We start from the raw sequence: 22234 nt of genomic DNA on the forward strand, positions 1-22234 counted from the left end.
GGGTGAACTCCTCGACAAACAATATCTTTCTAATCGGTCTCATGGGCGCTGGGAAGTCGACCGTCGGTAAAGTCTTGGCAAAAAAATTAGGTCGTCGCTTTCTAGATGCCGACCATGTCATTGAAGAGCGCTGTGGCGTAAAAATTCCGGTCATTTTTGAAATGGAAGGCGAAGAAGGGTTTCGCAAAAGAGAAGCGCAAGCCATCCGTGAAATTACCGCTGAACAAGATATTATTTTGGCGACTGGCGGTGGCGCTGTTCTCTCACCAGAAAATCGACAGGCATTAAGTGAAGGTGGCACCGTGATTTATCTTCACGCAAACCCAATTGAACTTTGGCATCGTACCAAAGGTGGGGAGGGTCGCCCCTTACTAAAAAATGGGGATGCCAAAAAGATTTTAGAAAACTTATATGCCGTTCGCGATCCTCTGTATCGTGAAATCGCTGACCATGTGATTGAGACTGGTAAGCCCAGCGTTAATCAACTAGTCAACACCTTAATCATGCAGCTTGAACTTTCCGCTTAAATACATTGGCACTATCATGAAAACACTTGAAGTTGATCTTGGCAATCGCAGTTACCCAATTTATATTGGCAAAGATCTGATTGATCAAGCAAGCTTATTTAAGGCCTGTGAAAAAGCAAGCTCTATTTACATCGTAAGTAACACTACGGTTGCTCCTCTCTATGCCGAGCGCCTGACTAAAACGCTCAGCACTTTTGGGAAGCCTGTTAGAACAATTGTTCTACCTGATGGCGAGTCATATAAAGACTGGAAAAATCTGCAGTTGATTTTTGATGACCTTTTAAAATTTGGTGCTGATCGCCACACCATGTTGGTTGCTCTGGGTGGTGGCGTTATAGGCGATATGACTGGATTTGCAGCAGCCAGCTTTATGCGTGGCATCCGCTTTATTCAAGTACCCACTACCTTGCTTGCACAGGTAGATTCTTCCGTTGGCGGTAAAACTGGCATCAACCATCCGCTAGGTAAAAATATGATTGGCGCCTTTCATCAGCCGGCCGCTGTGATTGCCGATCTAAATACCTTAAAGACTCTACCTCCGAGAGAGCTGTCTGCTGGTCTTGCTGAAGTTGTAAAGCATGGTGCTATTGCAGATGCCCAATTCTTAGACTGGATTGAATCCAATGCTACGCCGCTGCTAGCCTGCGATACAGGAGCAATGGGCCACGCGGTCTTACGCTCTTGTGAAATTAAATCTACCGTGGTTTCTGCAGATGAAAGGGAGGGCGGTATCCGTGCAACCCTCAATTTTGGTCATACCTTTGGTCACGCAATTGAAGCGGGCATGGGCTACGGGGAATGGTTACATGGTGAAGCTGTTGGATGCGGCATGGTGATGGGAGCAGATCTATCGCGTCGACTCAATTACATTAGCGATGCTGATGTTCAGCGCCTTACCAAAATCATCCAATCTATGAATTTACCCATTACACCGCCAAAGTTTGGTGCGGGGCGCTATATGGAGCTCATGCAAGTTGATAAAAAAACTGAGGGTGGGCAGATCCGTTACGTTGTTTTAGAAAAAATTGGTAAAGCCCAGATTAAAAGCGTAGATGATGCCCAAGTGATTGAAACTTTAAGCGCTACTGGCGCAGCTTAAATCAAACTCATTTTGACTGTTTGACCAGCCTGAGCACTCGCAAACTCAGTCAAGTCGCTCAACAGCTCTTTTCCTGTTTTGGTATCAAGCCACAAAGGTTGTGCCATCGTACCGGCCCAACGATAGTGGTATCCACCAGATTTGGCAGCGACCCAAATCTCATGCAAAGGTGGTTGGGTATTGATCACAATGACACTTTTATCCTTAAAACGAATATTGATCACGTTCCCGCCTTGGCGTTCAATATCCAGGTCGAGGTCTAAGGCTTCGTCCGCAGTCTCCAATGCCACTTCTATGGAATGCAATAAATTACTTCCCAGCTGGTAAAACTGCTTGTCATCGATGGTTTCTACGCCTGGATTATTTGGATTCATACCGGAGTCCTGCATGCTATATTCAATCATTCGTTTTAGAGACATTCATGATAGCGATTCTTAATAGAACCCTCTGCTTTAGCCTTCTAATATCCCTTGTTGGGTGTGGGGTAAGGGGACCTCTATATATGCCAAATGTGCCACCAGTTCCCCCAGCTCCTACAGAGCCGGAACCTAAAGGCAAGCTGTACCCACCTCAAACCTCCGCTAGCCCAAGCAATTCTTCATCGGCCAAGTAATGACAAGCAAAGCAATTCCCCTTCCTAAGTTATCTGGGTTTACTGAACGCGATGGCAATTGGTATGCCGAAGAAATTCCACTTGCAGATTTAGCAAAAGAATTTGGTACGCCGCTGTATATCTATAGCAGAAAAGCATTGACTGAAGCCTACCAAGGCTACGACAAGGCATGCGTTGATAGCAATGGTAAACGTCGTGCCCGCGTGCACTATGCCATGAAAGCCAATAGCAATTTAGCGGTGATTGATTGCTTTAAAAAACTGGGGGCCGGGTTTGATTTAGTAAGCGGCGGCGAGTTGGCTCGTGCATTAGCAATTGGCGCAGACCCAAAGAGCTTAGTATTTGCTGGCGTAGGTAAATCTGCCGCCGAGATTGCCACTGCCCTCAAGGCTGGCGTCAAATGTATCAATGTGGAATCGATTGCGGAACTACACAAAATTAATCGCGTAGCCACTGAACTCAACTGCCGCGCCCCAATTTCTTTGCGCGTTAATCCTGATGTAGATGCGCAAACCCATCCCTATATTTCCACTGGACTTAAGGGTAATAAATTTGGCATCGCATATCACGAGGTTTTAAAAACCTATCATGAAGCATCACAACTTTCTCAAATAGATGTAGTCGGAATTGATTGTCATATTGGCTCACAGATCACTACTACTGCCCCCTATTTAGATGCCCTGGATAAAGTCTTAGATCTTGTTGCGCAATTAAAGAAGGAAGGTATTGTGATACACCATCTCGATCTCGGTGGTGGTCTTGGCATTTCTTATAGCGATGAAACTCCGCCAGACATTACGGACTTTACGAACACCTTGTTGAATCGAGTAGCGGAGCGTGGTTTTGGTCACCTAGATGTTGTGCTTGAGCCAGGCAGATCATTGGTGGGCAATGCTGGCGTGTTACTGACCACTGTGGAGTATTTAAAGCCTGGTGCTGAGAAGAACTTCTGCATTGTTGATGCCGCAATGACCGAACTGATGCGCCCCGCCCTATATGAAGCACACCATGGAATAGTACCGGTACAAAAGAAGGTAACAAAAGCCTTAACCTATGACATCGTTGGCCCCGTTTGCGAATCTGGCGACTGGCTGGGAAGAGATCGTCATCTTGCAGTAGAGGAAGGTGATCTTCTGGCTATTCTGTCTGCTGGTGCTTATGGTTTTGTGATGGCCTCCAACTACAACACACGCCCTAAACCTGCAGAGATTATGGTTGACGGAAAAAATGCTTACGTGATTCGTGCTCGCGAAAAAACTTCTGAGTTGTTTTCATCGGAAACAGTTTTGCCAAATTAATAATCCGTAAAAGTTTTAGACAATAAAAAACCCCGCTGAAGTAGCGGGGTTTTGTTTTAATGCTTTGACTAATTAATGCAAACCTGCGATGTAATCAGCCACCGCTTTCATTTCTTTATCCGAAAGCTTTGAAGCAATCGTTGTCATTTGACTACTGTTGGTGCGCACGCCTTCACGGAAAGCTAGCAACTGGGCATTATTGTATTCAGCCCATTGACCGCCAAGAAGCGGGTACTGAGCAGGAATACCAGCGCCTGTTGGGCTGTGGCAGGCAGCACAAGCTGGAACGCCTTTTGCTGCAATACCACCACGATAAATACTTTGGCCCAATGCGATTGTTTCTTTATCTTGAGCAACGCCCTGGGAGATTGGCTGCTTAGCTAAAAAAGCTGAGATATTTTGCATATCTTGTTGAGTCAAAGTGGCTGCCATACCCATCATGATTGGATTTGCGCGAGTGCCTTCTTTAAAGTTTTTCAACTGCTTTGTGAGGTACGCAGCATGCTGAGCGGAAAGCTTTGGCCATGTACCAATCGCACTTTGACCTTTAGGGCCATGGCAAGTGATACAGGCGGTTACGCCACGAGTTGCATCGCCATTTGAATACAGCGCTTCACCCGCAGCTGGATCAACCTTGGGTTTACCTGGAACTTCTGCTTTGGCTTCTGGAGCTGCTGCCATAGGGGCCGCATCGGCAGCAAAAACTTTACCGGATACGCTGATCAGAGCGAAAATGGAGAGAACCGCAAAACCGGCCCGTAAGCCAGTTAATTTGGAGATTTGAGAGGTTTGACGCATTATGTTTACCTTGGCAAAAATTCCTAAAAGTGTTTGGGCCCTGCATTTATAACCTTTTACCCAACACCATGAGATATTTCATGATTTTGCGTGATTTTACAATAGCTTCTGGACATGTCTAAACTCTTTCAATCCCGATTCGCCACCACAGTCAATGAGACCCATTGCCTGCCTGCCACTCCGCTGCGAGAAGTGGCCTTCGCTGGCCGCTCAAATGCGGGGAAATCTAGCGCCCTTAACATCCTTTGCAACCAAAAAAGGCTGGCTTTTGCCAGTAAAACGCCTGGACGCACCCAACATATCAACTATTTCGGTGTTTTTGCAAAAGATGACCTGCTAGCTTATTTGGTTGACTTACCAGGCTATGGCTATGCAGCAGTCAATCACGAGACCAAATACCACTGGAATGCCCTTCTAAGCGACTACCTGCAAGAGCGGGAGCAGTTAGTAGGCATGATCCTGATTGTGGACTCTAGACGCGGAATAACCGACCTGGATGAGCAAATGATTCAGTGGTTTGTCCCTACCGGCAAGCCAATTCATGTTTTGCTGAGTAAGTGCGACAAATTGAATAAAAGCGAGTGTAAGCATGCGCTTGAGGCGGTCACTAAGCGACTGCAGCAATATGACCCAGCCCTACCGGATGGAACTGGTGACTCTAAGCAACTTACGGCACAATTATTTTCAAGCACCAAACGGATTGGCCTTGAAGAGGCAGATAATTTAATTATTAAATGGCTATTTGAAGCAGAAACTCATGAAGATGAAATCACCAACTAATTCATTGCTTAATTTTCCTGGACATCGTCCTCGCCGCATGCGTCGTGATGATTGGTCACGTCGCCTTATGCAAGAGAACAGCGTTTCGGCGAATGATTTAATCTACCCCGTCTTTTTACTTGAAGGTCAAGGCAAATCTGAAGCAGTTGCCTCTATGCCCGGTGTTAATCGTCTTTCATTAGACCTACTCATGCCGGTTGCTCAAGAATGTGTAGATTTAGGCGTTCCGGTACTTGCGCTTTTTCCAGTAATCGATAGCGGATTAAAAACGCCCGATGGTAAGGAAGCCTTTAATCCAAAAGGGCTGATTCCTTCAGCAGTTCGCGAACTCAAAAAACGTTTCCCCAATTTAGGCATCATGACCGATGTAGCGCTTGATCCATATACAAGCCATGGTCAAGATGGCGTGCTCGATGAGCAAGGTCGTATTCTGAATGATGAAACGACTGCGATCTTAGTTCAGCAAGCGATTGCACAAGCAGAAGCTGGTGTTGATATCGTTGCGCCATCAGACATGATGGATGGGCGCATTGGAAAAATTCGTGAAGCACTCGAGCAAAAGAATTTAATTCACACCCGAATCATGGCTTACTCAGCTAAATATGCTTCTGCTTTTTATGGCCCCTTTAGAGATGCAGTTGGTTCTGCAAAAAACCTAGGTAAAGCCGATAAAAAAACATATCAAATGGATTGCGCCAACAGCGACGAGGCTTTGCGGGAGGTTGCTCTCGATATCAGCGAAGGTGCAGATATGGTCATGGTGAAGCCTGGCATGCCTTATTTGGATATCGTGCGTCGCGTCCGCGAAGAGTTTGACTACCCCACTTATGCCTATCAAGTAAGCGGTGAATATGCCATGCTCAAGGCTGCTGCACAAAATGGCTGGCTAGATCACGATGCTGTGATGATGGAATCGCTGCTCGCATTTAAACGCGCAGGTGCTGATGGTGTTTTGACTTACTTTGCACTCGAAGCAGCACGCCTACTTAAAACAAACGCAGCAGGCAAATAAAAAACGAATTTGATTTTTTATTGAGTGCTTGCTGCTTGTTTTAATCGCTCAATAAAACGCTGGGGTGGCATATAGCCAATCACACGTTGGTCTTTTAGCTCTTCTGAGTTTTGATTGAAGATCAGAATTCCTGGCGGACCAAATAAGCCAAAGCGCTTAAGTAATGCCTGGTTCTCAGAGCTATTTGCAGTAACGTCTGCCTGCAATAAGACAAACTGTTTTAGCTCTTTACTTACCTCTGGATTTTTAAAGGTATTTACTTCCATCTCCTTACAGCTAATACACCAGTCTGCATAAAAATCTAGGAGAACCACTTTCTTCTCTTCCTTGGCTTTGCTTAGTTGCGCATCTAACTCTGCAGGCGAATGAATCACCACAAAAGATAAATCACCTACTTGATGAATACTCTGGCCATTGACTAATTTTGCAGTTCCCGCAACATCATTTTTCTGGAGTAATGGCGAGGCAATCCATGCTGCCGTGGCGACCAGAAGAACTCCCAAGGTACGCTGCAAATAGACCATCCAAATACCCGTGGATGGAATCAGAATACGGGCCTCAATCGCAATAAAGAATAGTGGCAGACCCATTCCTAAGGCCATTATAAAAAGGAGTCCTGCGCCCAGGCTCAACGAGCCGGTTTGCGCAATAAAGGCCAAAACGCCCGCTAGGGGCGCAGTAATACAGGGGCTGGCCACTAAAGTAGAAATACCCCCCAAAGCAAAAGCACCAAATACATTGCCGCCCTTTTGACGCCCTGCCAACCGATCTACATGGTGATGCCATGATTGCGGTAACCGAAGGTCATATAAACCAAACAAACTTCCTGAAAGGGCTAAAAGTAATAGGGCAAAAGCAGCTAATGCGAGGGGACTCTGCAAAGCCCGCTGTACGCTCCCGCCAAGGGCCGCCATAAGCACTCCTGCCAAGGCGTATACCAATGCCATACCCAAGACATAGGCCAGCGCTAAGATACTGGCACGCCCCTTGGTTACAGCCTTACCGTCTTGAGTGCCAAAGATAACGCTCGACAAAATAGGCAACATGGGAAGGACGCAGGGTGTAAAAGCGAGCGCAAGCCCCAATACAAAGAAAGCTAGAAATAAATAAGTAGTTGAAGTGCTTTCTAAAAAGCGAGCAATAGCATTGACGTCATCACGCTCACGCCATAAATCAGCCAAACTGAATTCACCACTAGCCTGGGGGCTTGATAAAGGCATACCATCTAAAGCATCTGGAATCGGAGCTGCTTTAACTCCGGGGCCGGCGAGTAAAAATTTCAGGGTCATGGGTGGATAGCAAATGCCTGCCTCCGCGCAACCTTGCAGTGTTACTACTGCATGGATCGGCTTGCCATCGGCAGGCTTCACATCTAAAAATACTAAGAAAGGCTCTTTATAAACTTGTAATTTTTTCTGAAAGGTTTCATCAAACTTCACCACACCCGCTGGCAATGAAGGCCTTATATTACTTAGCTTCTCGGCCTGCGTCCCCGCCTGGAACTTTAAAGATTCTTGGTAGATGTAATAGCCTTTAGCAGGCAAAAATTCCAACTCCACTTGATTGGAATTTTCTAACCAAGTAGCCTCCACTCGGAACGCTTTCTCTGGGGGCAAGAAATCCGGCGCAGCAAAAACTTGCGCGGACAGGAATAGAAATAGGGCAAAGATCTTTGCTACAAAGGAATGCATTCTCATGACTTCGAATTTACCTCAGACTCGACCCACTTGCCGTACTGCTTTTCATATTGCTCTGGAGAAAAGGCTAATATTTCTGGTAAGTCATAAGGATGCGCGCTTTGAATAAAGGCTGAAATCTCAGGCCACTTTGATTCAGTCGTTTTTGCAGAAAGCAATACTTCTTGCTCCTCGCAAACTTTGCCCTCCCAGCGATAAATCGAATGAATGCCATCCGTCAGCTGCACACAAGCAGCTAAATGCTTCTCTACCAAGGACCGTGCCAAGCCTGTGGCAACCTCCAGATTAGGAAGACTCGTTAGCACCACCAAAAGCTTGCTGGAATTGGCTGGGGAGTTTTCAGACATTTTGTATTTATAACCTGATAAATGAAAAAAGCCAGACCGAAGCCTGGCTTTTTACCGTAACACCGAGACTTAAGCCTCTTCAGTTACTGCTGTTTCTTCAACTTCTGGGCGATCTACCAACTCAACCAAAGCCATTGGTGCATTGTCGCCATGACGGAAGCCAAACTTCAAAATGCGAAGGTAGCCGCCTGGACGTGTTGCGTAACGTGGGCCAAGCTCTGTGAAGAGTTTAGCTACGATATCGCGATCACGTGTGCGATTGAATGCTAAGCGACGGTTTGCTAAGTTATCTTTTTTACCTAAGGTAATCAAGGGCTCAACAACCATGCGCAATTCTTTTGCTTTTGGCAAAGTCGTTTTAATGACTTCGTGCTCCAAAAGTGAATTGGACATGTTGCGCAGCATCGCTAAGCGATGTGATGATGTTCTGTTAAGTTTGCGTAAGCCGTTTCCGTGACGCATGATGCTTCCTTTCTAATTATTTCTCGAGGTTGGCTGGAGGCCAGCTTTCGAGTTTCATGCCAAGACTTAAGCCACGAGCAGCCAATACATCTTTGATTTCATTCAAAGATTTGCGACCCAGATTAGGCGTCTTCAACAATTCATTCTCAGTACGTTGAATCAAGTCACCGATGTAGTAAATGTTCTCAGCCTTCAAGCAGTTTGCAGAGCGAACTGTGAGCTCGAGATCATCAACTGGACGCATCAACATTGGATCAACCATTGATGAGCGGCTTGGTGCTAAATCACCAGAAACTTCGCTGCTCTCAAGAGCCGCGAATACAACTAATTGGTCAACCAAGATGCTAGCTGCTTGACGAATTGCCTCCTCAGGAGACAACACACCGTTTGTTTCAATCGTCATTACTAAACGATCGAGGTCGGTACGTTGCTCAACACGAGCAGACTCAACAGCATAGCTAACACGGCTTACAGGGCTGAATGAGGCATCCAACACAATACGGCCAATGATCTTAGTAGCTTCGTCGCTGTACTGACGAACGTTACCAGGTACATAACCACGGCCTTTTTCAACCTTGATCTGCATGTCCAACTTACCACCAGCTGACAAGTGAGCGATCACATGATCAGGGTTCATGATTTCTACATCATGTGGCAAATCAATATCTTTTGCTGTAACAACGCCTGGGCCTTCTTTACGCAAATTGATAGTAACTTCATCACGTGACTGCAACTTAAATACGATGCCTTTGAGGTTCAACAAGAGGTTTACTACGTCCTCTTGAACTCCATCCAATGTGGAGTACTCATGAACAACACCGGCAATAGCTACTTCAGTTGGCGCATAACCAACCATCGAGGACAAGAGTACGCGACGTAATGCATTTCCGAGTGTGTGGCCATAGCCACGCTCGAACGGCTCCATAACAACCTTAGCTTGGTTGGCGGTAAGCGCTTCAACAGAAATAATCTTTGGCTTGAGCAAATTTGTTTGCATATTTTTTCCTTGAGAGTGCCTAATTAGCGTGAATACAATTCAACGATCAAACTTTCATTAATTTCACCGCTAATATCTTCGCGGTCAGGCACTTGCTTAAATGTTCCCTCGAGCTTAGCTGCATCAACCGAAACCCAAGTAACAGCTGCCATTTGTCCAACCAAATTGAGTGATTCGGTAATACGGGCTTGCTTCTTCGCTTTTTCACGAATGGCAACAACATCACCAGGTTTAACCTGAATAGATGGAATATTGACAGGGCTACCATTGAGCAAAATTGCACAGTGAGAAACCAACTGACGTGCTTCAGCGCGTGTAGAACCAAAGCCCATGCGATACACCACGTTGTCTAAACGTGACTCAAGCAACTGGAGCAATGTTTCGCCAGTGTTGCCCTTACGACGCTCAGCTTCTGCGAAGTAACGACGGAATTGACGCTCTAATACGCCATAGATACGCTTAACCTTTTGCTTTTCACGCAATTGATTACCGTAATCAGATGTTCTTGAGCCAGATGTACGGCCATGTTGACCAGGCTTAGTATCTAACTTGCACTTGTCTGACAGGGCGCGACGAGCGCTCTTTAAAAATAAGTCGGTACCTTCCCGACGTGCTAATTTGGCCTTAGGCCCTAAGTAACGTGCCACGATGCTTTCCTTTCTTTGCCGCAGTCTTACGACCGGCGGTGAGTTCGCCCTTTAAATCAGGCGAACAGTGGGCTTTAATAAAAAACTACTGAAACTGTTGTACTGCCAACTTCCAAGCTTAAATACGACGACGCTTAGGAGGGCGGCAACCATTATGTGGAACTGGAGTTACGTCTTGAATCTCAGTGATCTTGATGCCCAATGAGTTCAATGCACGAACTGCTGATTCACGACCTGGGCCTGGGCCTTTGATCTGAACTTCCAAGTTCTTGATACCGCATTCAACGGCAGCTTTACCAGCAACTTCTGCAGCTACCTGAGCAGCAAAAGGTGTTGATTTACGTGAGCCCTTGAAACCCTGGCCGCCAGAAGTTGCCCATGAAAGCGCATTTCCTTGACGATCAGTGATCGTAATAATGGTGTTATTAAAAGAAGCGTGAACGTGTGCAATACCGTCAGCAACGTTCTTTTTAACCTTCTTACGAGCGCGCTGTGAAGCGGCGGAAGCGGATTGTTGTTTTGCCATGTCAATAAACTTTCTTGATTATTTCTTCAGTTGCACGCCAGACTTACGCGGGCCCTTACGGGTACGAGCGTTTGTCTTAGTACGTTGACCACGTACAGGCAAGCCCTTACGATGACGTACGCCACGGTAGCAACCTAAGTCCATCAAACGCTTGATGCTCATAGTTACTTCGCGACGAAGGTCACCTTCAGTGATGAACTTACCTACTTCATCACGTAACTTTTCCAAGTCAGCGTCAGTAAGATCTTTAACTTTTTTATTGATTGCAACACCTGTGGTTTGACAAATTTTGTTAGCACGAGTTGTGCCAATGCCAAAAATAGCTGTTAAACCGATAACAGTATGTTGATGATTTGGGATGTTTACCCCAGCGATACGTGCCATGAGATTTCCTCTTAATTAACCAGATCAGCCTTGACGCTGCTTATGACGTGCGTCTGAAGAACAGATCACGCGAACAACGCGTTTGCGCTTAATGATCTTGCAATTTCTGCAAATACACTTAACGGATGCTAAAACTTTCATAACTCACCTCTAAAAAAATTGGTACTTCTTAATCTTTACTTCGCACGGAAAATGATTCTGGCGCGCGTTAGGTCGTAAGGAGTCATCTCCACCGTCACCTTGTCTCCCGGCAAAATACGGATGTAGTGCATCCGCATCTTTCCGGAAATGTGCCCTAGAACCACATGTCCGTTTTCCAGCTTCACGCGAAACATCGCGTTCGGCAAATTCTCTACAACCTCTCCCGCCATCTGAATTACATCGTCTTTAGACATTCAGTTAAGAGCCCATCTTAAAGTTGGCTTTCTTCATCAAAGAGCCGTACTGCTGTTGCATCACGAATGACTGGACTTGAGCCATGAAATCCATTGCAACAACAACAATAATTAACAATGAAGTACCACCGAAATAGAACGGTACGTTGTACTTCAATACTAAGAATTCTGGCAACAAGCAAACCAGAACCATATAAATTGCACCAGCCAAAGTTAAGCGCACCAAGATCTTATCGATGTAACGCGCTGTTTGGTCGCCCGGACGAATACCCGGAACAAATGCGCCACTCTTCTTCAAGTTCTCAGCAGTTTCACGGCTGTTAAATACCAATGCGGTATAGAAGAAACAGAAGAAAATAATCGCTGCTGCGTACAAAATGGTGTACACAGGTTGACCAGGAGCTAAAGTCGCTGCTAAGTCTTTAATAATTCTGCTGAACATATTGGTTGGCTCGCCTGATGTAAACCAGCCAGCAATCGTCGCAGGGAACAAAATAATCGATGAAGCAAAAATCGGAGGAATAACACCTGCCATGTTTAACTTCAATGGGAAATAAGAAGATTGGCCACCATAAATCTTGTTACCCACTTGACGCTTAGCGTAGTTCACCAAGATCCGGCGCTGACCGCGCTCTACAAACACCACAAAATAAGTTACCGCTACTACGATCACAACGATCAAGAGAGCAGAAATAATATTCATTGAGCCAGTACGCACCAACTCTAACAAGCTTGCCAATGCATTTGGCAAACCAGAAACAATACCGCCAAAAATAATGATGGAGATGCCGTTACCCAAGCCACGCTCAGTAATTTGCTCACCCAACCACATTAAGAACATTGTGCCTGTTACCAAAGTAACTACTGTATTCAATTCAAACATCAAGCCTGGGTTAATAACTAATCCTGGTTGAGCCTGCAAAGCAACTGAAATACCCAACGCTTGGAATGTTGCCAAGAACACAGTGCCGTAGCGCGTGTACTGAGTAATCTTGCGTTGACCTGCTTGGCCTTCTTTTTTCAAAGACTCTAGAGAAGGCACAACAATCGTCATTAACTGCATGATGATCGATGCAGAGATATACGGCATGATACCCAAAGCAAATACGGTAAAGCGAGACAAAGCGCCGCCTGAGAACAAGTTAAACATTCCCAAAATACCGTCTTTTTGACCAGAGAATAACTGTGCTAATTGGTCTGGATCAATTCCAGGAACGGGAATATGAGCACCCAAACGGAACACGAGCAAAGCCAACACCAGGAAAACTAAGCGTTGGCGTAATTCGCCAAACTTGCCACCTGTTGCTGCAGTGCTTGCGTTATTGGTAGGTGCTAATGCCATATCTACTAAAAGACCTATTAAACCAATTCAACCAATTTGCCGCCAGCTGCTTCGATAGCTGCTTTTGCGCCGGCAGTTGCTGTAATACCCTTGAGGGTTACAGCAATCTTGAGCTCACCAGTCTTGATAACCTTAACTGCATTGATTTGCTCACCAGCAAAGCCGTGTGCCTTCAATACCAATAAGTCCACTTCTGGCAAATTGATTTTTGCTAAATGGTTCAATGTAATTTGACCAACGTGACGACGTGTCAAAGACACGAAACCGCGTTTTGGCAAACGACGATACATAGGCATCTGACCGCCTTCAAATCCAACCTTGTGGAAACCACCAGAACGGGATTTTTGACCTTTGTGACCACGGCCAGCAGTTTTACCAAGACCAGAACCAATACCGCGACCAACGCGACGACGGTTTTTCTTGGAGCCTTCAGCAGGTTTAATTGTGTTGAGTTGCATATTCTTCGCCTATTTACTTGCTAGTTATTAGCCAACGACTTTAACTAGATAAGAAACTTTATTAATCATGCCGCGAACAGCTGGAGTGTCTTCCAATTCAGAAACTGAATTGATACGACGAAGGCCTAAGCCTCGTACAGTTGCACGGTGGCTTTCGCGTGTACCGATCAAGCTGCGTACTAATTGCAGTTTGACTTTGGAGTTAGTTGTTGTCATTTGTAGATTCCTAATCTTTTGGTCTTAGCCGAGAATCTCTTCAACTGACTTACCGCGCTTAGCAGCAATCTCAGCAGGAGTACTCATCTTGCTCAAACCATCAATGGTTGCACGAACCAAGTTGTATGGGTTTGTAGAGCCAAGTGACTTAGCAACCACGTTAGTTACACCCATTACGTCGAAAATTGCGCGCATTGGGCCGCCAGCAATAATTCCAGTACCGTCTTTAGCTGGAGAAATCAAAACGCGTGACGCGCCATGTTTACCAGTAACAGTGTGCTGCAAAGTACCTTTACGCAAAGTGACTTTGATCATCTTGCGACGAGCTTCATCCATTGCTTTTTGAACAGCAACTGGAACTTCTTTTGATTTGCCTTTACCCATGCCGATGCGGCCATCGCCATCGCCAACTACAGTGAGTGCAGCGAAGCCGAGAATACGACCACCCTTAACCACTTTAGTTACACGATTAACAGCGATCATCTTCTCGCGAAGACCATCATCACGCTCTTCGTTTTGCATCTTAGTTTGCATTTTTGCCATGTTTTTTCCTAAACCCTATTAGAACTTCAGGCCGGCTTCACGCGCAGCTTCAGCTAAGGCCTTAATACGGCCGTGGTAACGATGACCGGAACGATCAAATGCAACATCGACAATGCCTGCCTTAACAGCACGCTCAGCAACTAATTTGCCGATTTGTTTAGCCGCTTCAGCGTTGCCGCCGTTTTTGATCGCTTGGCGCAATTCTTTTTCCATTGTTGAAGCAGCTGCTACAACTTTGGTTCCGCATGGGCTATAAACCTGAGCAGAAATATGAGTATTGCTACGGATAACTGTTAAGCGATTTGCCAATGCTTCGGCAATGCGAATACGAGTCTGCCTAGCGCGTCTTTGTCTGGATTCGTCTTTATTCATTTTCTAATCTCGCTTACTTCTTCTTAGTTTCTTTCAGATGCACAACCTCATCCACGTAGCGAACGCCTTTGCCTTTGTATGGCTCTGGTGAACGGTAAGCGCGAACTTCAGCTGCGACCTGGCCAACTTGCTGCTTGTTGGAACCTTTGATAATGATTTCAGTTTGAGTTGGAGTCTCAGCCTTCACACCCTTTGGCAGGTTGTAAATAATGTCGTGTGAGAAACCTAACTGCAACTTCAATGTTTCACCTTGAGCAGCAGCACGATAACCAACGCCTACCAAGCTGAGCTTGCGCTCAAAGCCAGCAGTTACGCCAACAACCATGTTGTTAACCAAAGCACGGGCTGTACCTGACTGTGCACCAGCTTCTGGTGAGTTGTTATTTAAAACAACTGTCAATACGCCATCTTCTTGTTTCAAACCAACAGAAGGATGCAAGTTGTGTGTCAAAGTGCCCAATGGGCCCTTAACAGTCACGTTTGCACCGTTGATGCTAATCTCAGCGCCCTTAGGGACTGTAATTGGTGATTTACCTACGCGGGACATATTTCGCTCCTTAAGCTACGTAGCAAATAACTTCGCCGCCCACGCCTGTTGCACGTGCTTTACGGTCTGTCATTACGCCTTGAGGGGTTGAAATAATTGCGATGCCCAAGCCATTCATTACTTCTGGAATGTCATGGCGGCCTTTATAGATACGCAGACTTGGTGTTGATACACGGTCAATACGCTCAATAACAGGACGGCCTGCATAGTATTTGAGATCGATGTGGAGCACTGGCTTAGCTGCTTCACCTTTGATTTCGAAACTTTCGATATAGCCTTCATCTTGCAAAACTTTTGCGATGGCTACTTTTACTTTTGACGACGGCATCAAGACTACGGGTTTCTGCACTGCTTGCGCATTGCGGATCCTTGTCAACATGTCGGCGATTGGATCGCTGATACTCATGAGTTCTCCTAATTCTTTCGCCGCTTACCAGCTGGCCTTGGTTAAACCGGGGATTTCGCCACGGAAGGCGATTTCACGAATCTTGCTACGAGCCAAACCGAATTTACGGAATGTGCCACGTGGTCGACCGGTTAATGAACAACGATTTCTTTGACGAATCGGGCTTGCGTTACGTGGAAGTGCCTGTAGTTTCAAGCGAGCTTCATAGCGCTCTTCATCGCTGCGTGATTGATCAGCAATGATCGCTTTGAGTTCGGCACGCTTTACAGCGTACTTCTCTACAGTTTTTGCGCGCTTATTCTCGCGCTCAATTAGGGATAGTTTTGCCACGTTAGCCTCTTAATTGCGGAAAGGGAATTTGAATGCTGCCAACAAAGCTTTTGCTTCTTCGTCGGTCTTAGCAGTCGTCGTAATACTGATATTGAGACCACGAAGGGCATCAATTTTGTCGTATTCGATTTCAGGGAAAATGATCTGTTCTTTAACGCCGATGTTGTAGTTACCACGGCCATCAAATGCTTTACCAGAAATACCGCGGAAGTCGCGTACGCGTGGCAATGCAACAGTAACGAAACGATCCAAGAATTCGTACATGCGTGCACCACGCAATGTAACCATGGCACCGATTGGGTAACCTTGACGAATTTTGAAACCTGCAATCGCTTTTTTGGCTTTAGTTACAACTGGCTTTTGGCCCGCAACTTTAGTTAAATCGCCAACTGCATTTTCGATAATTTTCTTGTCGTTCACTGCATCACCCAAGCCCATGTTCAGGGTAACTTTGGTGATACGTGGAACTTCCATTACAGACTTGTAGCCAAACTTGGCGATTAAATCTGCAACAACTTTAGCTTGATAGTGTTCTTGAAAACGTGTGCTCATAATTTCTCCGTTCCCCTTATGCGCTTAAAGTTGCGCCAGTGGTTTTGAGGAAACGTTGCTTTTTGCCATCAACGAGTTTGATACCAACACGTGATGGTTTGCCGTTACCGTCAACCACTGCCACATTAGAAATGTGAACAGGCATCGTCTTGTCAATCATGCCGCCAGTAACGCCGGCTGCTGGATTTGGCTTAACGCTCTTTTTATAAATGTTTACGCCTTCGATCACTAACTTGTTCTCGAGAACGGCTGTAACAGTTCCTTGCTTGCCCTTATCACGGCCAGTCAACAGAACTACGGAATCACCTTTACGAATCTTTTTCATATCAGCCTCTTAAATAACTTCGGGGGCGAGAGAAACGATCTTCATGAACTTTTCAGTACGCAACTCGCGCGTCACTGGTCCAAAGATACGTGTGCCAATTGGCTCTAACTTAGCGTTGAGCAATACCGCAGCGTTGCCATCGAACTTAATCAATGAACCATCTGGACGGCGAACACCCTTAGCAGTTCTCACTACTACGGCGTTATAAATGTCACCTTTTTTAACACGGCCACGTGGAGCAGCAGACTTAACGCTGACTTTGATGACATCACCGATACTGGCGTAACGACGCTTAGAGCCGCCCAATACCTTGATGCACAACACTTCACTGGCGCCTGTGTTATCGGCAACCTGTAATCTACTTTCGGTTTGTATCATTTCTAATCCCCAACTTATTGGCCAAAGGCAAACAGTCTTGGTTCCGTCTATGGGCTTTAACGAAAGTTAAAACCCGGAATTAATGAAAAACACTGCTTCTCCAATAAAACCAGAGAAGCTTTCTATTCTACTACGTAAAAAAGGGATTTGGCAAGAAAGTTCGCCAAAATCCCCAATATTTCTTTAAATACCCTTTGATTCCTGTACTAAACGGGTCACAACCCAAGATTTAGTGCGTGAAATTGGCTTAGATTCAGCAATTTCAACGGTATCACCCATCTTGTATGTGCCAGCTTCGTCATGAGCATGGTACTTTTTGGACTGGCCAACATACTTACCAATCACTGGATGCTTAACTTGACGCTCAACCAATACCGTCACAGTTTTTTGCATTTTGTCACTAACAACACGGCCCACGAGTGTGCGGCGTAAGGGTTTAGATAGTTCTGTCATATCCCTTTTTCCTTATTTCTGTGCAGTCTTTTGGGCGATAAAAGTCTTCACACGAGCGATGTCGCGCTTATTTTTACCCAATTGGCTGGTATTTGTGAGTTGCTGAGTGCCTTTTTGCATGCGGAGCTTGAAACCGGTCTTGAGTAACTCGGTTAACTCTGCATTCAAAGCGTTCAGATCTTTTGAAGCTAATTCTGTATTTTTCATAATCTCTATCCCGATCAACCTAAGTGGCGAATCACGAAAGTGGTCTGTAAAGGCAACTTAGCAGCAGCAAGCTTGAAAGCTTCGCGCGCCAATTGCTCATCAACACCGTCCATCTCGTAGAGCACTTTGCCTGGTTGAATTTCAGCTACGTAGTACTCTGGATTACCTTTACCGTTACCCATACGTACTTCAGCAGGTTTTTGTGAAATTGGCTTATCTGGGAAAATGCGAATCCAAATACGGCCACCACGTTTAATGTGACGAGTCATTGCACGACGTGCTGACTCGATTTGACGAGCAGTCAAACGACCACGGCCAACGGCCTTCAATCCAAAGTCACCAAAGGCTACGGAACTACCACGTGTTGCCACGCCAGTGTTACGACCTTTTTGTTCCTTACGATACTTGCGACGCTTTGGTTGTAGCATGCTTACTCTCCTGACTTCTGCGTATCTGCGGCAGGTGTTTCAACCTTACGCACACGCTTTACTGCTGGCTTAGCAGCAACTAATGGCTTGTCTGTGCCAGCGGCTGGTTTACGAGCAGCTGTCTTGCTTGGGGCACGACGAGTTTTCTTTTCTTCGGCAGCTGGTTCAGCGGATGGAGCAGCTGCTTGAGCTTCTGCACCACGACCCAATGTGTCGCCTTTGTATACCCAAACTTTTACACCAATAATGCCGTATGTAGTTTCAGCTTCTGATGTTGCGTAATCAATATCAGCCTTCAATGTATGAAGTGGAACGCGACCTTCGCGATACCATTCGCGACGAGCAATCTCAGCGCCATTTAAACGACCTGATGACATGATCTTGATGCCTTGTGCGCCAAGACGCATTGCATTTTGCATTGCACGCTTCATCGCACGACGGAACATGATACGTTTTTCGAGCTGCTGAGTAATTGAGTCAGCAATTAATTGCGCGTCAACTTCTGGCTTACGAATTTCTTCAATGTTTACGTGGACTGGAACACCCATACGCTTTTGCAATTCGCGGCGGAGCACTTCAATATCTTCGCCTTTTTTACCGATTACAACGCCTGGACGTGAGCTATAGATAGTAATGCGGGCATTCTTTGCAGGACGCTCAATCACAACCTTACTTACGGATGCATTCTTCAACTTCTTCTTGAGATAGATGCGGACATCTACGTCCTCTTTCAACATCTTCGCGAAGTCAGTATTGTTTGCATACCAACGTGATGTCCAATTCTTCGTTACCGCGAGTCGGAATCCGGTTGGGTTTATCTTTTGTCCCATATCTTTCCTTAGTTACTCAAGGTCACGGTAATGTGACATGTTTGTTTTTCAATTTGATTACCACGGCCCTTAGCGCGCGCTGTGAAGCGCTTCAAGGAAGTACCTTTATCAACAATAATTGTTGAAACCTTGAGCTCATCAATATCAGCACCTTTATTGTGTTCAGCGTTGGCCACTGCAGACTCAACCACTTTTTTCACAATGAAGGCAGCTTTCTTAGGGCTGAAATTCAAAATGTTTAATGCGCGTGCAATTGGCAAACCACGAATTTGGTCTGCGACCAAACGTGTCTTTTGCGCAGAAATGCGGGCGCTCTTGTGAATAGCTTTAACTTCCATCATCATCCCCTTACTTCTTCGTTACTTTCTTGTCAGCAGCGTGACCTTTGAAAGTACGGGTCAAGGCAAATTCGCCTAACTTATGACCCACCATGTTTTCTGATACATAAACCGGAACGTGTTGACGACCGTTATGCACAGCAATCGTCAGACCAATAAAGTCTGGGAGGATTGTTGAACGGCGTGACCAAGTTTTGATCGGCTTTTTGTCTTTGTTGGCTTGTGCGACTTCAACCTTGTTTACCAAGCTGGCTTCGCAAAATGGGCCTTTTTTAGCTGAACGTGTCATATCTATTTTTCCTTAATCGCTTAACGCTTTTGACGACGTTGAACGATCATCGATGTTGTACGCTTGTTACGACGTGTACGATAACCTTTGGTTGGAGTGCCCCATGGAGATACTGGTACACGGCCTTCGCCAGTTTTACCTTCACCACCACCATGTGGGTGATCTACTGGGTTCATTGCCACACCGCGAACGGTTGGGCGAATACCACGCCAGCGATTTGCACCAGCTTTACCGATAACACGCAGGCTGTGCTCTTCGTTACCAACTTCACCAATAGTTGCGCGGCAGTCAATCAGAACACGGCGAACTTCACCGGAGCGCAAACGCACTTGAGCGTATACGCCTTCACGTGCTAACAATACTGCTGAACCACCAGCGGAACGGGCAACTTGAGCACCCTTACCTGGCATGATTTCTACACAGTGAATTGTGCTACCAACAGGAATGTTACGAATTGGCAAGTTGTTACCAGACTTGATTGGGGCTTCTGAACCAGTCATCAAGGCCTGGCCAACAGACATTCCTTTAGCTGCCAGAATGTAGCGACGCTCACCATCGGCAAACACGATCAATGCAATATTTGCACTACGGTTTGGATCGTATTCCAAGCGTTCAACTTTTGCTGGAATACCATCTTTGTCATTGCGTTTGAAATCAACAACACGATAGTGATGCTTATGACCACCACCCTTATGACGGGTAGTGATGTGACCATTATTGTTACGACCCGCTTTTTGGAATTGTGGCTCCACCAACGCTGCAAAAGGTTTACCTTTATGCAGGTCAGGATTGACCACCTTGACCATTGAACGACGACCTGGTGAGGTCGGTTTTGTCTTCATCAAAGGCATGATTAATTCGCCTCCGCTTCAAAGTTAATTTCTTGACCTGGCTTCAAGCTTACGTAGGCCTTCTTAGTGTGGTCACGACGACCTTCAAAACGGCCATAGCGCTTAGGCTTACCCTTTTGATTCACGATCTGAACAGAGTCAACTTGCACTTTGAAGAGCAATTCAACCGCTTGTTTTACATCGAGCTTGTTTGCGTCGCGAGCTACTTGGAAAACTACTTGTTCGTTTTTCTCTGCAACCATAGTGGCTTTTTCAGAGATAACCGGTCCAAGCAGAACCCTCATTAGATTGTGATCATTTTTACGGACTTGGCTCATTTCAGCAACTCCTCAATTTTTGCGATCGCAGCTTTGCTAACCAATACTTTTTTGTATTGGACCAAAGCTAATGGATCAGCGTGCTGTGGCTCACATACAGCAACTTTATGCAAGTTACGTGATGCCAAGTACAAATTCTCGCTAACCTGATCAACAATAATCAAGACTGAATCCAAACCCATTGCTTTAACTTTGTCAGCTAAAACTTTAGTCTTTGGAGCGTCAAGAGAAAATTGATCAACAACATTCAAACGACCTTCACGGGCTAACTGAGACAAAATAGATCTCATACCAGCGCGGTACATTTTCTTGTTTACTTTTTGGCTGAAATTCTCTTCTGGAGAATTCGGGAATATACGGCCACCTCCACGCCACAGCGGGGAAGAGCTCATACCAGCACGTGCACGACCAGTACCTTTTTGACGCCAAGGTTTCTTGGTTGTGTGCTTAACTTGCTCACGGTCTTTTTGTGCACGGTTACCGCTACGTGCATTAGCTTGATAAGCCACAACAACTTGGTGCACCAATGCTTCGTTATATTCGCGCTCGAATACCTCTGGTGAAGCTTGGAAGCCCGCACCTAAAGTACCGTTGTCCTGGAGAAGCTTAAGTTCCATATTCGCTCTCCTTATTTCTTCTTCAACGGTGTTTTAACCGCTGGAGTAACAATAACTTTACCGCCTGGGGCACCTGGAATGGCGCCTTTAACCATGATCAGATTACGCTCTGAATCAATGCGTGCGATGACTAAATTTTGAACTGTACGTGTAACGTCACCCAAGTGACCGGTCATACGCTTACCAGGGAAAACACGACCTGGATCTTGCGCCATACCGATTGAGCCTGGTACGTTATGTGAACGTGAGTTACCGTGGGATGCACGACCAGAAGCAAAGTGATAACGCTTGATGGTACCTGCGTAGCCCTTACCGATAGACACACCTTGCACGTCCACTTTTTGACCAGCAGTAAATGCAGTGTCAGCAGGAATAACTTGTCCTGGTGTCATTTCTGCGATTTTTGCTGCGTCTAATTGAAATTCGTTGAGGCCATTACCAGCCATCACACCAGCTTTGGCGAAGTGACCAGCCATTGCTTTAGTAACGCGAGTAGCTCTACGTGTGCCATGTGCTAACTGGATAGCATCATAGCCATCAGTTGCCTGGGTCTTGATTTGAGCGATTCTGTTGTCGCTCACGTCAATTACAGTTACAGGGATTGAATCCCCTTCGTCCGTAAATAGACGGGTCATGCCGACCTTGCGGCCGATTAAGCCTAAGCTCATATTCATGCTCCACGCCGACTTCGATTGGTCGGCAAAATTAATTTAAGTGATTTACAAGTAAAAATACTTCTAAATCAATAACTTACAACGTTTTAGTGCTGATAAAACTAAGATTTTCGCCCAAATAATTGAGTGAAGCCTTAGATTCTATCCCGAAAACCCAGTCTTGACAAGCAAAAAGACTG

The 22234-nt window shown here is 45.8% G+C and carries 38 protein-coding genes; 6 read left to right on the forward strand and 32 right to left on the reverse strand.

Annotation, left to right across the window (positions count from 1 at the left end; all coding sequences use genetic code 11):
• Positions 1–2: 2 nt before the first annotated feature.
• Together ICE89_RS07765 and aroB are read left to right on the forward strand one after the other, a co-directional pair.
• Positions 3–527: a shikimate kinase gene (locus tag ICE89_RS07765; RefSeq protein ID WP_215321288.1), complete on the forward strand. Its 525-nt coding sequence runs from the start codon at positions 3–5 to the stop codon at positions 525–527.
• A gap of 16 nt (positions 528–543) precedes the next feature.
• Entirely contained in the window at positions 544–1626 is a 1083-nt protein-coding gene (gene aroB / locus ICE89_RS07770) for a 3-dehydroquinate synthase (RefSeq protein WP_216265471.1), read from the forward strand.
• Here aroB and cyaY read toward each other — a convergent pair.
• A complete protein-coding gene (cyaY, locus tag ICE89_RS07775) occupies positions 1623–2045 on the reverse strand; it encodes an iron donor protein CyaY (RefSeq protein ID WP_255558756.1) in 423 nt (140 codons plus the stop codon). The genes aroB and cyaY overlap by 4 nt on opposite strands.
• A gap of 2 nt (positions 2046–2047) precedes the next feature.
• On the opposite strand from cyaY, the gene ICE89_RS11795 reads away from it, so the two are divergent.
• Complete coding sequence (locus ICE89_RS11795; RefSeq protein ID WP_215358843.1) at positions 2048–2239, forward strand: lipoprotein; 192 nt, start codon at positions 2048–2050, stop codon at positions 2237–2239.
• Positions 2239–3537 carry a diaminopimelate decarboxylase gene (gene lysA, locus ICE89_RS07785; protein ID WP_216265472.1) on the forward strand — a complete coding sequence of 433 codons (1299 nt, stop codon included), beginning with the start codon at positions 2239–2241 and terminating at the stop codon, positions 3535–3537. The genes ICE89_RS11795 and lysA overlap by 1 nt, the downstream gene beginning before the upstream one ends.
• Positions 3538–3609: 72 nt before the next feature.
• Here lysA and ICE89_RS07790 read toward each other — a convergent pair whose 3' ends face one another.
• The gene (locus ICE89_RS07790; protein ID WP_216265473.1) at positions 3610–4335 is read right to left on the reverse strand and encodes a cytochrome c; all 726 of its coding nucleotides are present in this window, start codon (positions 4333–4335) and stop codon (positions 3610–3612) included.
• 114 nt (positions 4336–4449) lie between these two features.
• On the opposite strand from ICE89_RS07790, the gene yihA reads away from it, so the two are divergent.
• Positions 4450–5115: a ribosome biogenesis GTP-binding protein YihA/YsxC gene (gene yihA, locus ICE89_RS07795; RefSeq protein WP_216263292.1), complete on the forward strand. Its 666-nt coding sequence runs from the start codon at positions 4450–4452 to the stop codon at positions 5113–5115.
• On the forward strand, positions 5093–6127 hold the full coding sequence (gene hemB / locus ICE89_RS07800) for a porphobilinogen synthase (RefSeq protein WP_216263291.1): 1035 nt from the start codon (positions 5093–5095) through the stop codon (positions 6125–6127). The genes yihA and hemB overlap by 23 nt, the downstream gene beginning before the upstream one ends.
• A gap of 17 nt (positions 6128–6144) precedes the next feature.
• Here the strand turns inward: hemB and dsbD are convergent, their stop codons facing one another.
• The 30 genes from dsbD to rplC form a co-directional block, all read right to left on the reverse strand.
• The gene (gene dsbD, locus ICE89_RS07805; protein WP_216265474.1) at positions 6145–7824 is read right to left on the reverse strand and encodes a protein-disulfide reductase DsbD; all 1680 of its coding nucleotides are present in this window, start codon (positions 7822–7824) and stop codon (positions 6145–6147) included.
• Positions 7821–8171 (reverse strand): divalent-cation tolerance protein CutA, encoded by a 351-nt coding sequence (gene cutA / locus ICE89_RS07810; protein ID WP_216265475.1) that lies wholly within the window; start codon positions 8169–8171, stop codon positions 7821–7823. Before cutA ends, dsbD begins: the two co-directional genes overlap by 4 nt.
• A gap of 69 nt (positions 8172–8240) precedes the next feature.
• The gene (gene rplQ, locus ICE89_RS07815; RefSeq protein WP_072582073.1) at positions 8241–8633 is read right to left on the reverse strand and encodes a 50S ribosomal protein L17; all 393 of its coding nucleotides are present in this window, start codon (positions 8631–8633) and stop codon (positions 8241–8243) included.
• A gap of 16 nt (positions 8634–8649) precedes the next feature.
• A complete protein-coding gene (gene rpoA, locus ICE89_RS07820) occupies positions 8650–9630 on the reverse strand; it encodes a DNA-directed RNA polymerase subunit alpha (RefSeq protein ID WP_215321281.1) in 981 nt (326 codons plus the stop codon).
• 23 nt (positions 9631–9653) lie between these two features.
• Entirely contained in the window at positions 9654–10277 is a 624-nt protein-coding gene (gene rpsD / locus ICE89_RS07825) for a 30S ribosomal protein S4 (protein WP_011901924.1), read from the reverse strand.
• Between the two features lie 118 nt (positions 10278–10395).
• Positions 10396–10803, reverse strand: a complete 408-nt coding sequence (gene rpsK, locus ICE89_RS07830; protein WP_011901923.1) for a 30S ribosomal protein S11 — start codon at positions 10801–10803, stop codon at positions 10396–10398.
• Positions 10804–10821: 18 nt separating this feature from the next.
• Entirely contained in the window at positions 10822–11187 is a 366-nt protein-coding gene (gene rpsM, locus ICE89_RS07835; protein ID WP_071464450.1) for a 30S ribosomal protein S13, read from the reverse strand.
• A 24-nt stretch (positions 11188–11211) separates the two neighbouring features.
• Positions 11212–11328 (reverse strand): 50S ribosomal protein L36, encoded by a 117-nt coding sequence (gene rpmJ / locus ICE89_RS07840; RefSeq protein ID WP_012357167.1) that lies wholly within the window; start codon positions 11326–11328, stop codon positions 11212–11214.
• A 35-nt stretch (positions 11329–11363) separates the two neighbouring features.
• Positions 11364–11582 carry a translation initiation factor IF-1 gene (gene infA / locus ICE89_RS07845; RefSeq protein ID WP_068320132.1) on the reverse strand — a complete coding sequence of 73 codons (219 nt, stop codon included), beginning with the start codon at positions 11580–11582 and terminating at the stop codon, positions 11364–11366.
• A 4-nt stretch (positions 11583–11586) separates the two neighbouring features.
• Entirely contained in the window at positions 11587–12924 is a 1338-nt protein-coding gene (gene secY, locus ICE89_RS07850) for a preprotein translocase subunit SecY (RefSeq protein ID WP_216263288.1), read from the reverse strand.
• Positions 12925–12941: 17 nt separating this feature from the next.
• A complete protein-coding gene (gene rplO / locus ICE89_RS07855; RefSeq protein ID WP_216265476.1) occupies positions 12942–13382 on the reverse strand; it encodes a 50S ribosomal protein L15 in 441 nt (146 codons plus the stop codon).
• Between the two features lie 27 nt (positions 13383–13409).
• The gene (gene rpmD, locus ICE89_RS07860; RefSeq protein ID WP_046329387.1) at positions 13410–13598 is read right to left on the reverse strand and encodes a 50S ribosomal protein L30; all 189 of its coding nucleotides are present in this window, start codon (positions 13596–13598) and stop codon (positions 13410–13412) included.
• A gap of 24 nt (positions 13599–13622) precedes the next feature.
• Positions 13623–14141, reverse strand: a complete 519-nt coding sequence (rpsE, locus tag ICE89_RS07865) for a 30S ribosomal protein S5 (RefSeq protein WP_216265477.1) — start codon at positions 14139–14141, stop codon at positions 13623–13625.
• An 18-nt stretch (positions 14142–14159) separates the two neighbouring features.
• Entirely contained in the window at positions 14160–14513 is a 354-nt protein-coding gene (gene rplR, locus ICE89_RS07870; RefSeq protein ID WP_215293454.1) for a 50S ribosomal protein L18, read from the reverse strand.
• Positions 14514–14526: 13 nt separating this feature from the next.
• A complete protein-coding gene (gene rplF, locus ICE89_RS07875) occupies positions 14527–15060 on the reverse strand; it encodes a 50S ribosomal protein L6 (protein WP_215358832.1) in 534 nt (177 codons plus the stop codon).
• A gap of 10 nt (positions 15061–15070) precedes the next feature.
• A complete protein-coding gene (rpsH, locus tag ICE89_RS07880; RefSeq protein WP_011901914.1) occupies positions 15071–15466 on the reverse strand; it encodes a 30S ribosomal protein S8 in 396 nt (131 codons plus the stop codon).
• A 24-nt stretch (positions 15467–15490) separates the two neighbouring features.
• Positions 15491–15796, reverse strand: coding sequence for a 30S ribosomal protein S14 (rpsN, locus tag ICE89_RS07885; RefSeq protein ID WP_011901913.1), 306 nt, complete (start codon positions 15794–15796; stop codon positions 15491–15493).
• 9 nt (positions 15797–15805) lie between these two features.
• Positions 15806–16348 (reverse strand): 50S ribosomal protein L5, encoded by a 543-nt coding sequence (rplE, locus tag ICE89_RS07890; protein ID WP_046329383.1) that lies wholly within the window; start codon positions 16346–16348, stop codon positions 15806–15808.
• A 16-nt stretch (positions 16349–16364) separates the two neighbouring features.
• Positions 16365–16673: a 50S ribosomal protein L24 gene (gene rplX, locus ICE89_RS07895; RefSeq protein ID WP_011901911.1), complete on the reverse strand. Its 309-nt coding sequence runs from the start codon at positions 16671–16673 to the stop codon at positions 16365–16367.
• Between the two features lie 9 nt (positions 16674–16682).
• A complete protein-coding gene (gene rplN / locus ICE89_RS07900; RefSeq protein WP_072582069.1) occupies positions 16683–17051 on the reverse strand; it encodes a 50S ribosomal protein L14 in 369 nt (122 codons plus the stop codon).
• Between the two features lie 183 nt (positions 17052–17234).
• Positions 17235–17504: a 30S ribosomal protein S17 gene (rpsQ, locus tag ICE89_RS07905; protein WP_216263287.1), complete on the reverse strand. Its 270-nt coding sequence runs from the start codon at positions 17502–17504 to the stop codon at positions 17235–17237.
• 12 nt (positions 17505–17516) lie between these two features.
• Entirely contained in the window at positions 17517–17711 is a 195-nt protein-coding gene (gene rpmC / locus ICE89_RS07910) for a 50S ribosomal protein L29 (protein WP_068320118.1), read from the reverse strand.
• A 14-nt stretch (positions 17712–17725) separates the two neighbouring features.
• Entirely contained in the window at positions 17726–18139 is a 414-nt protein-coding gene (gene rplP / locus ICE89_RS07915; protein WP_011901907.1) for a 50S ribosomal protein L16, read from the reverse strand.
• Between the two features lie 2 nt (positions 18140–18141).
• The gene (gene rpsC / locus ICE89_RS07920; protein WP_216263286.1) at positions 18142–18969 is read right to left on the reverse strand and encodes a 30S ribosomal protein S3; all 828 of its coding nucleotides are present in this window, start codon (positions 18967–18969) and stop codon (positions 18142–18144) included.
• An 8-nt stretch (positions 18970–18977) separates the two neighbouring features.
• On the reverse strand, positions 18978–19310 hold the full coding sequence (rplV, locus tag ICE89_RS07925) for a 50S ribosomal protein L22 (RefSeq protein ID WP_202816811.1): 333 nt from the start codon (positions 19308–19310) through the stop codon (positions 18978–18980).
• A gap of 7 nt (positions 19311–19317) precedes the next feature.
• Entirely contained in the window at positions 19318–19596 is a 279-nt protein-coding gene (gene rpsS / locus ICE89_RS07930) for a 30S ribosomal protein S19 (RefSeq protein ID WP_046329379.1), read from the reverse strand.
• A gap of 20 nt (positions 19597–19616) precedes the next feature.
• Positions 19617–20447, reverse strand: a complete 831-nt coding sequence (gene rplB / locus ICE89_RS07935) for a 50S ribosomal protein L2 (protein WP_216263285.1) — start codon at positions 20445–20447, stop codon at positions 19617–19619.
• 2 nt (positions 20448–20449) lie between these two features.
• A complete protein-coding gene (gene rplW / locus ICE89_RS07940; RefSeq protein WP_072582065.1) occupies positions 20450–20764 on the reverse strand; it encodes a 50S ribosomal protein L23 in 315 nt (104 codons plus the stop codon).
• Positions 20761–21381: a 50S ribosomal protein L4 gene (gene rplD, locus ICE89_RS07945; RefSeq protein WP_216265478.1), complete on the reverse strand. Its 621-nt coding sequence runs from the start codon at positions 21379–21381 to the stop codon at positions 20761–20763. Before rplD ends, rplW begins: the two co-directional genes overlap by 4 nt.
• Before the next feature lie 11 nt (positions 21382–21392).
• Positions 21393–22049: a 50S ribosomal protein L3 gene (gene rplC, locus ICE89_RS07950; protein WP_072582122.1), complete on the reverse strand. Its 657-nt coding sequence runs from the start codon at positions 22047–22049 to the stop codon at positions 21393–21395.
• Positions 22050–22234 lie beyond the last annotated feature (185 nt).

Source organism: Polynucleobacter sp. AP-Kaivos-20-H2 (assembly GCF_018882215.1).
Classification (GTDB): Bacteria; Pseudomonadota; Gammaproteobacteria; order Burkholderiales; family Burkholderiaceae; genus Polynucleobacter.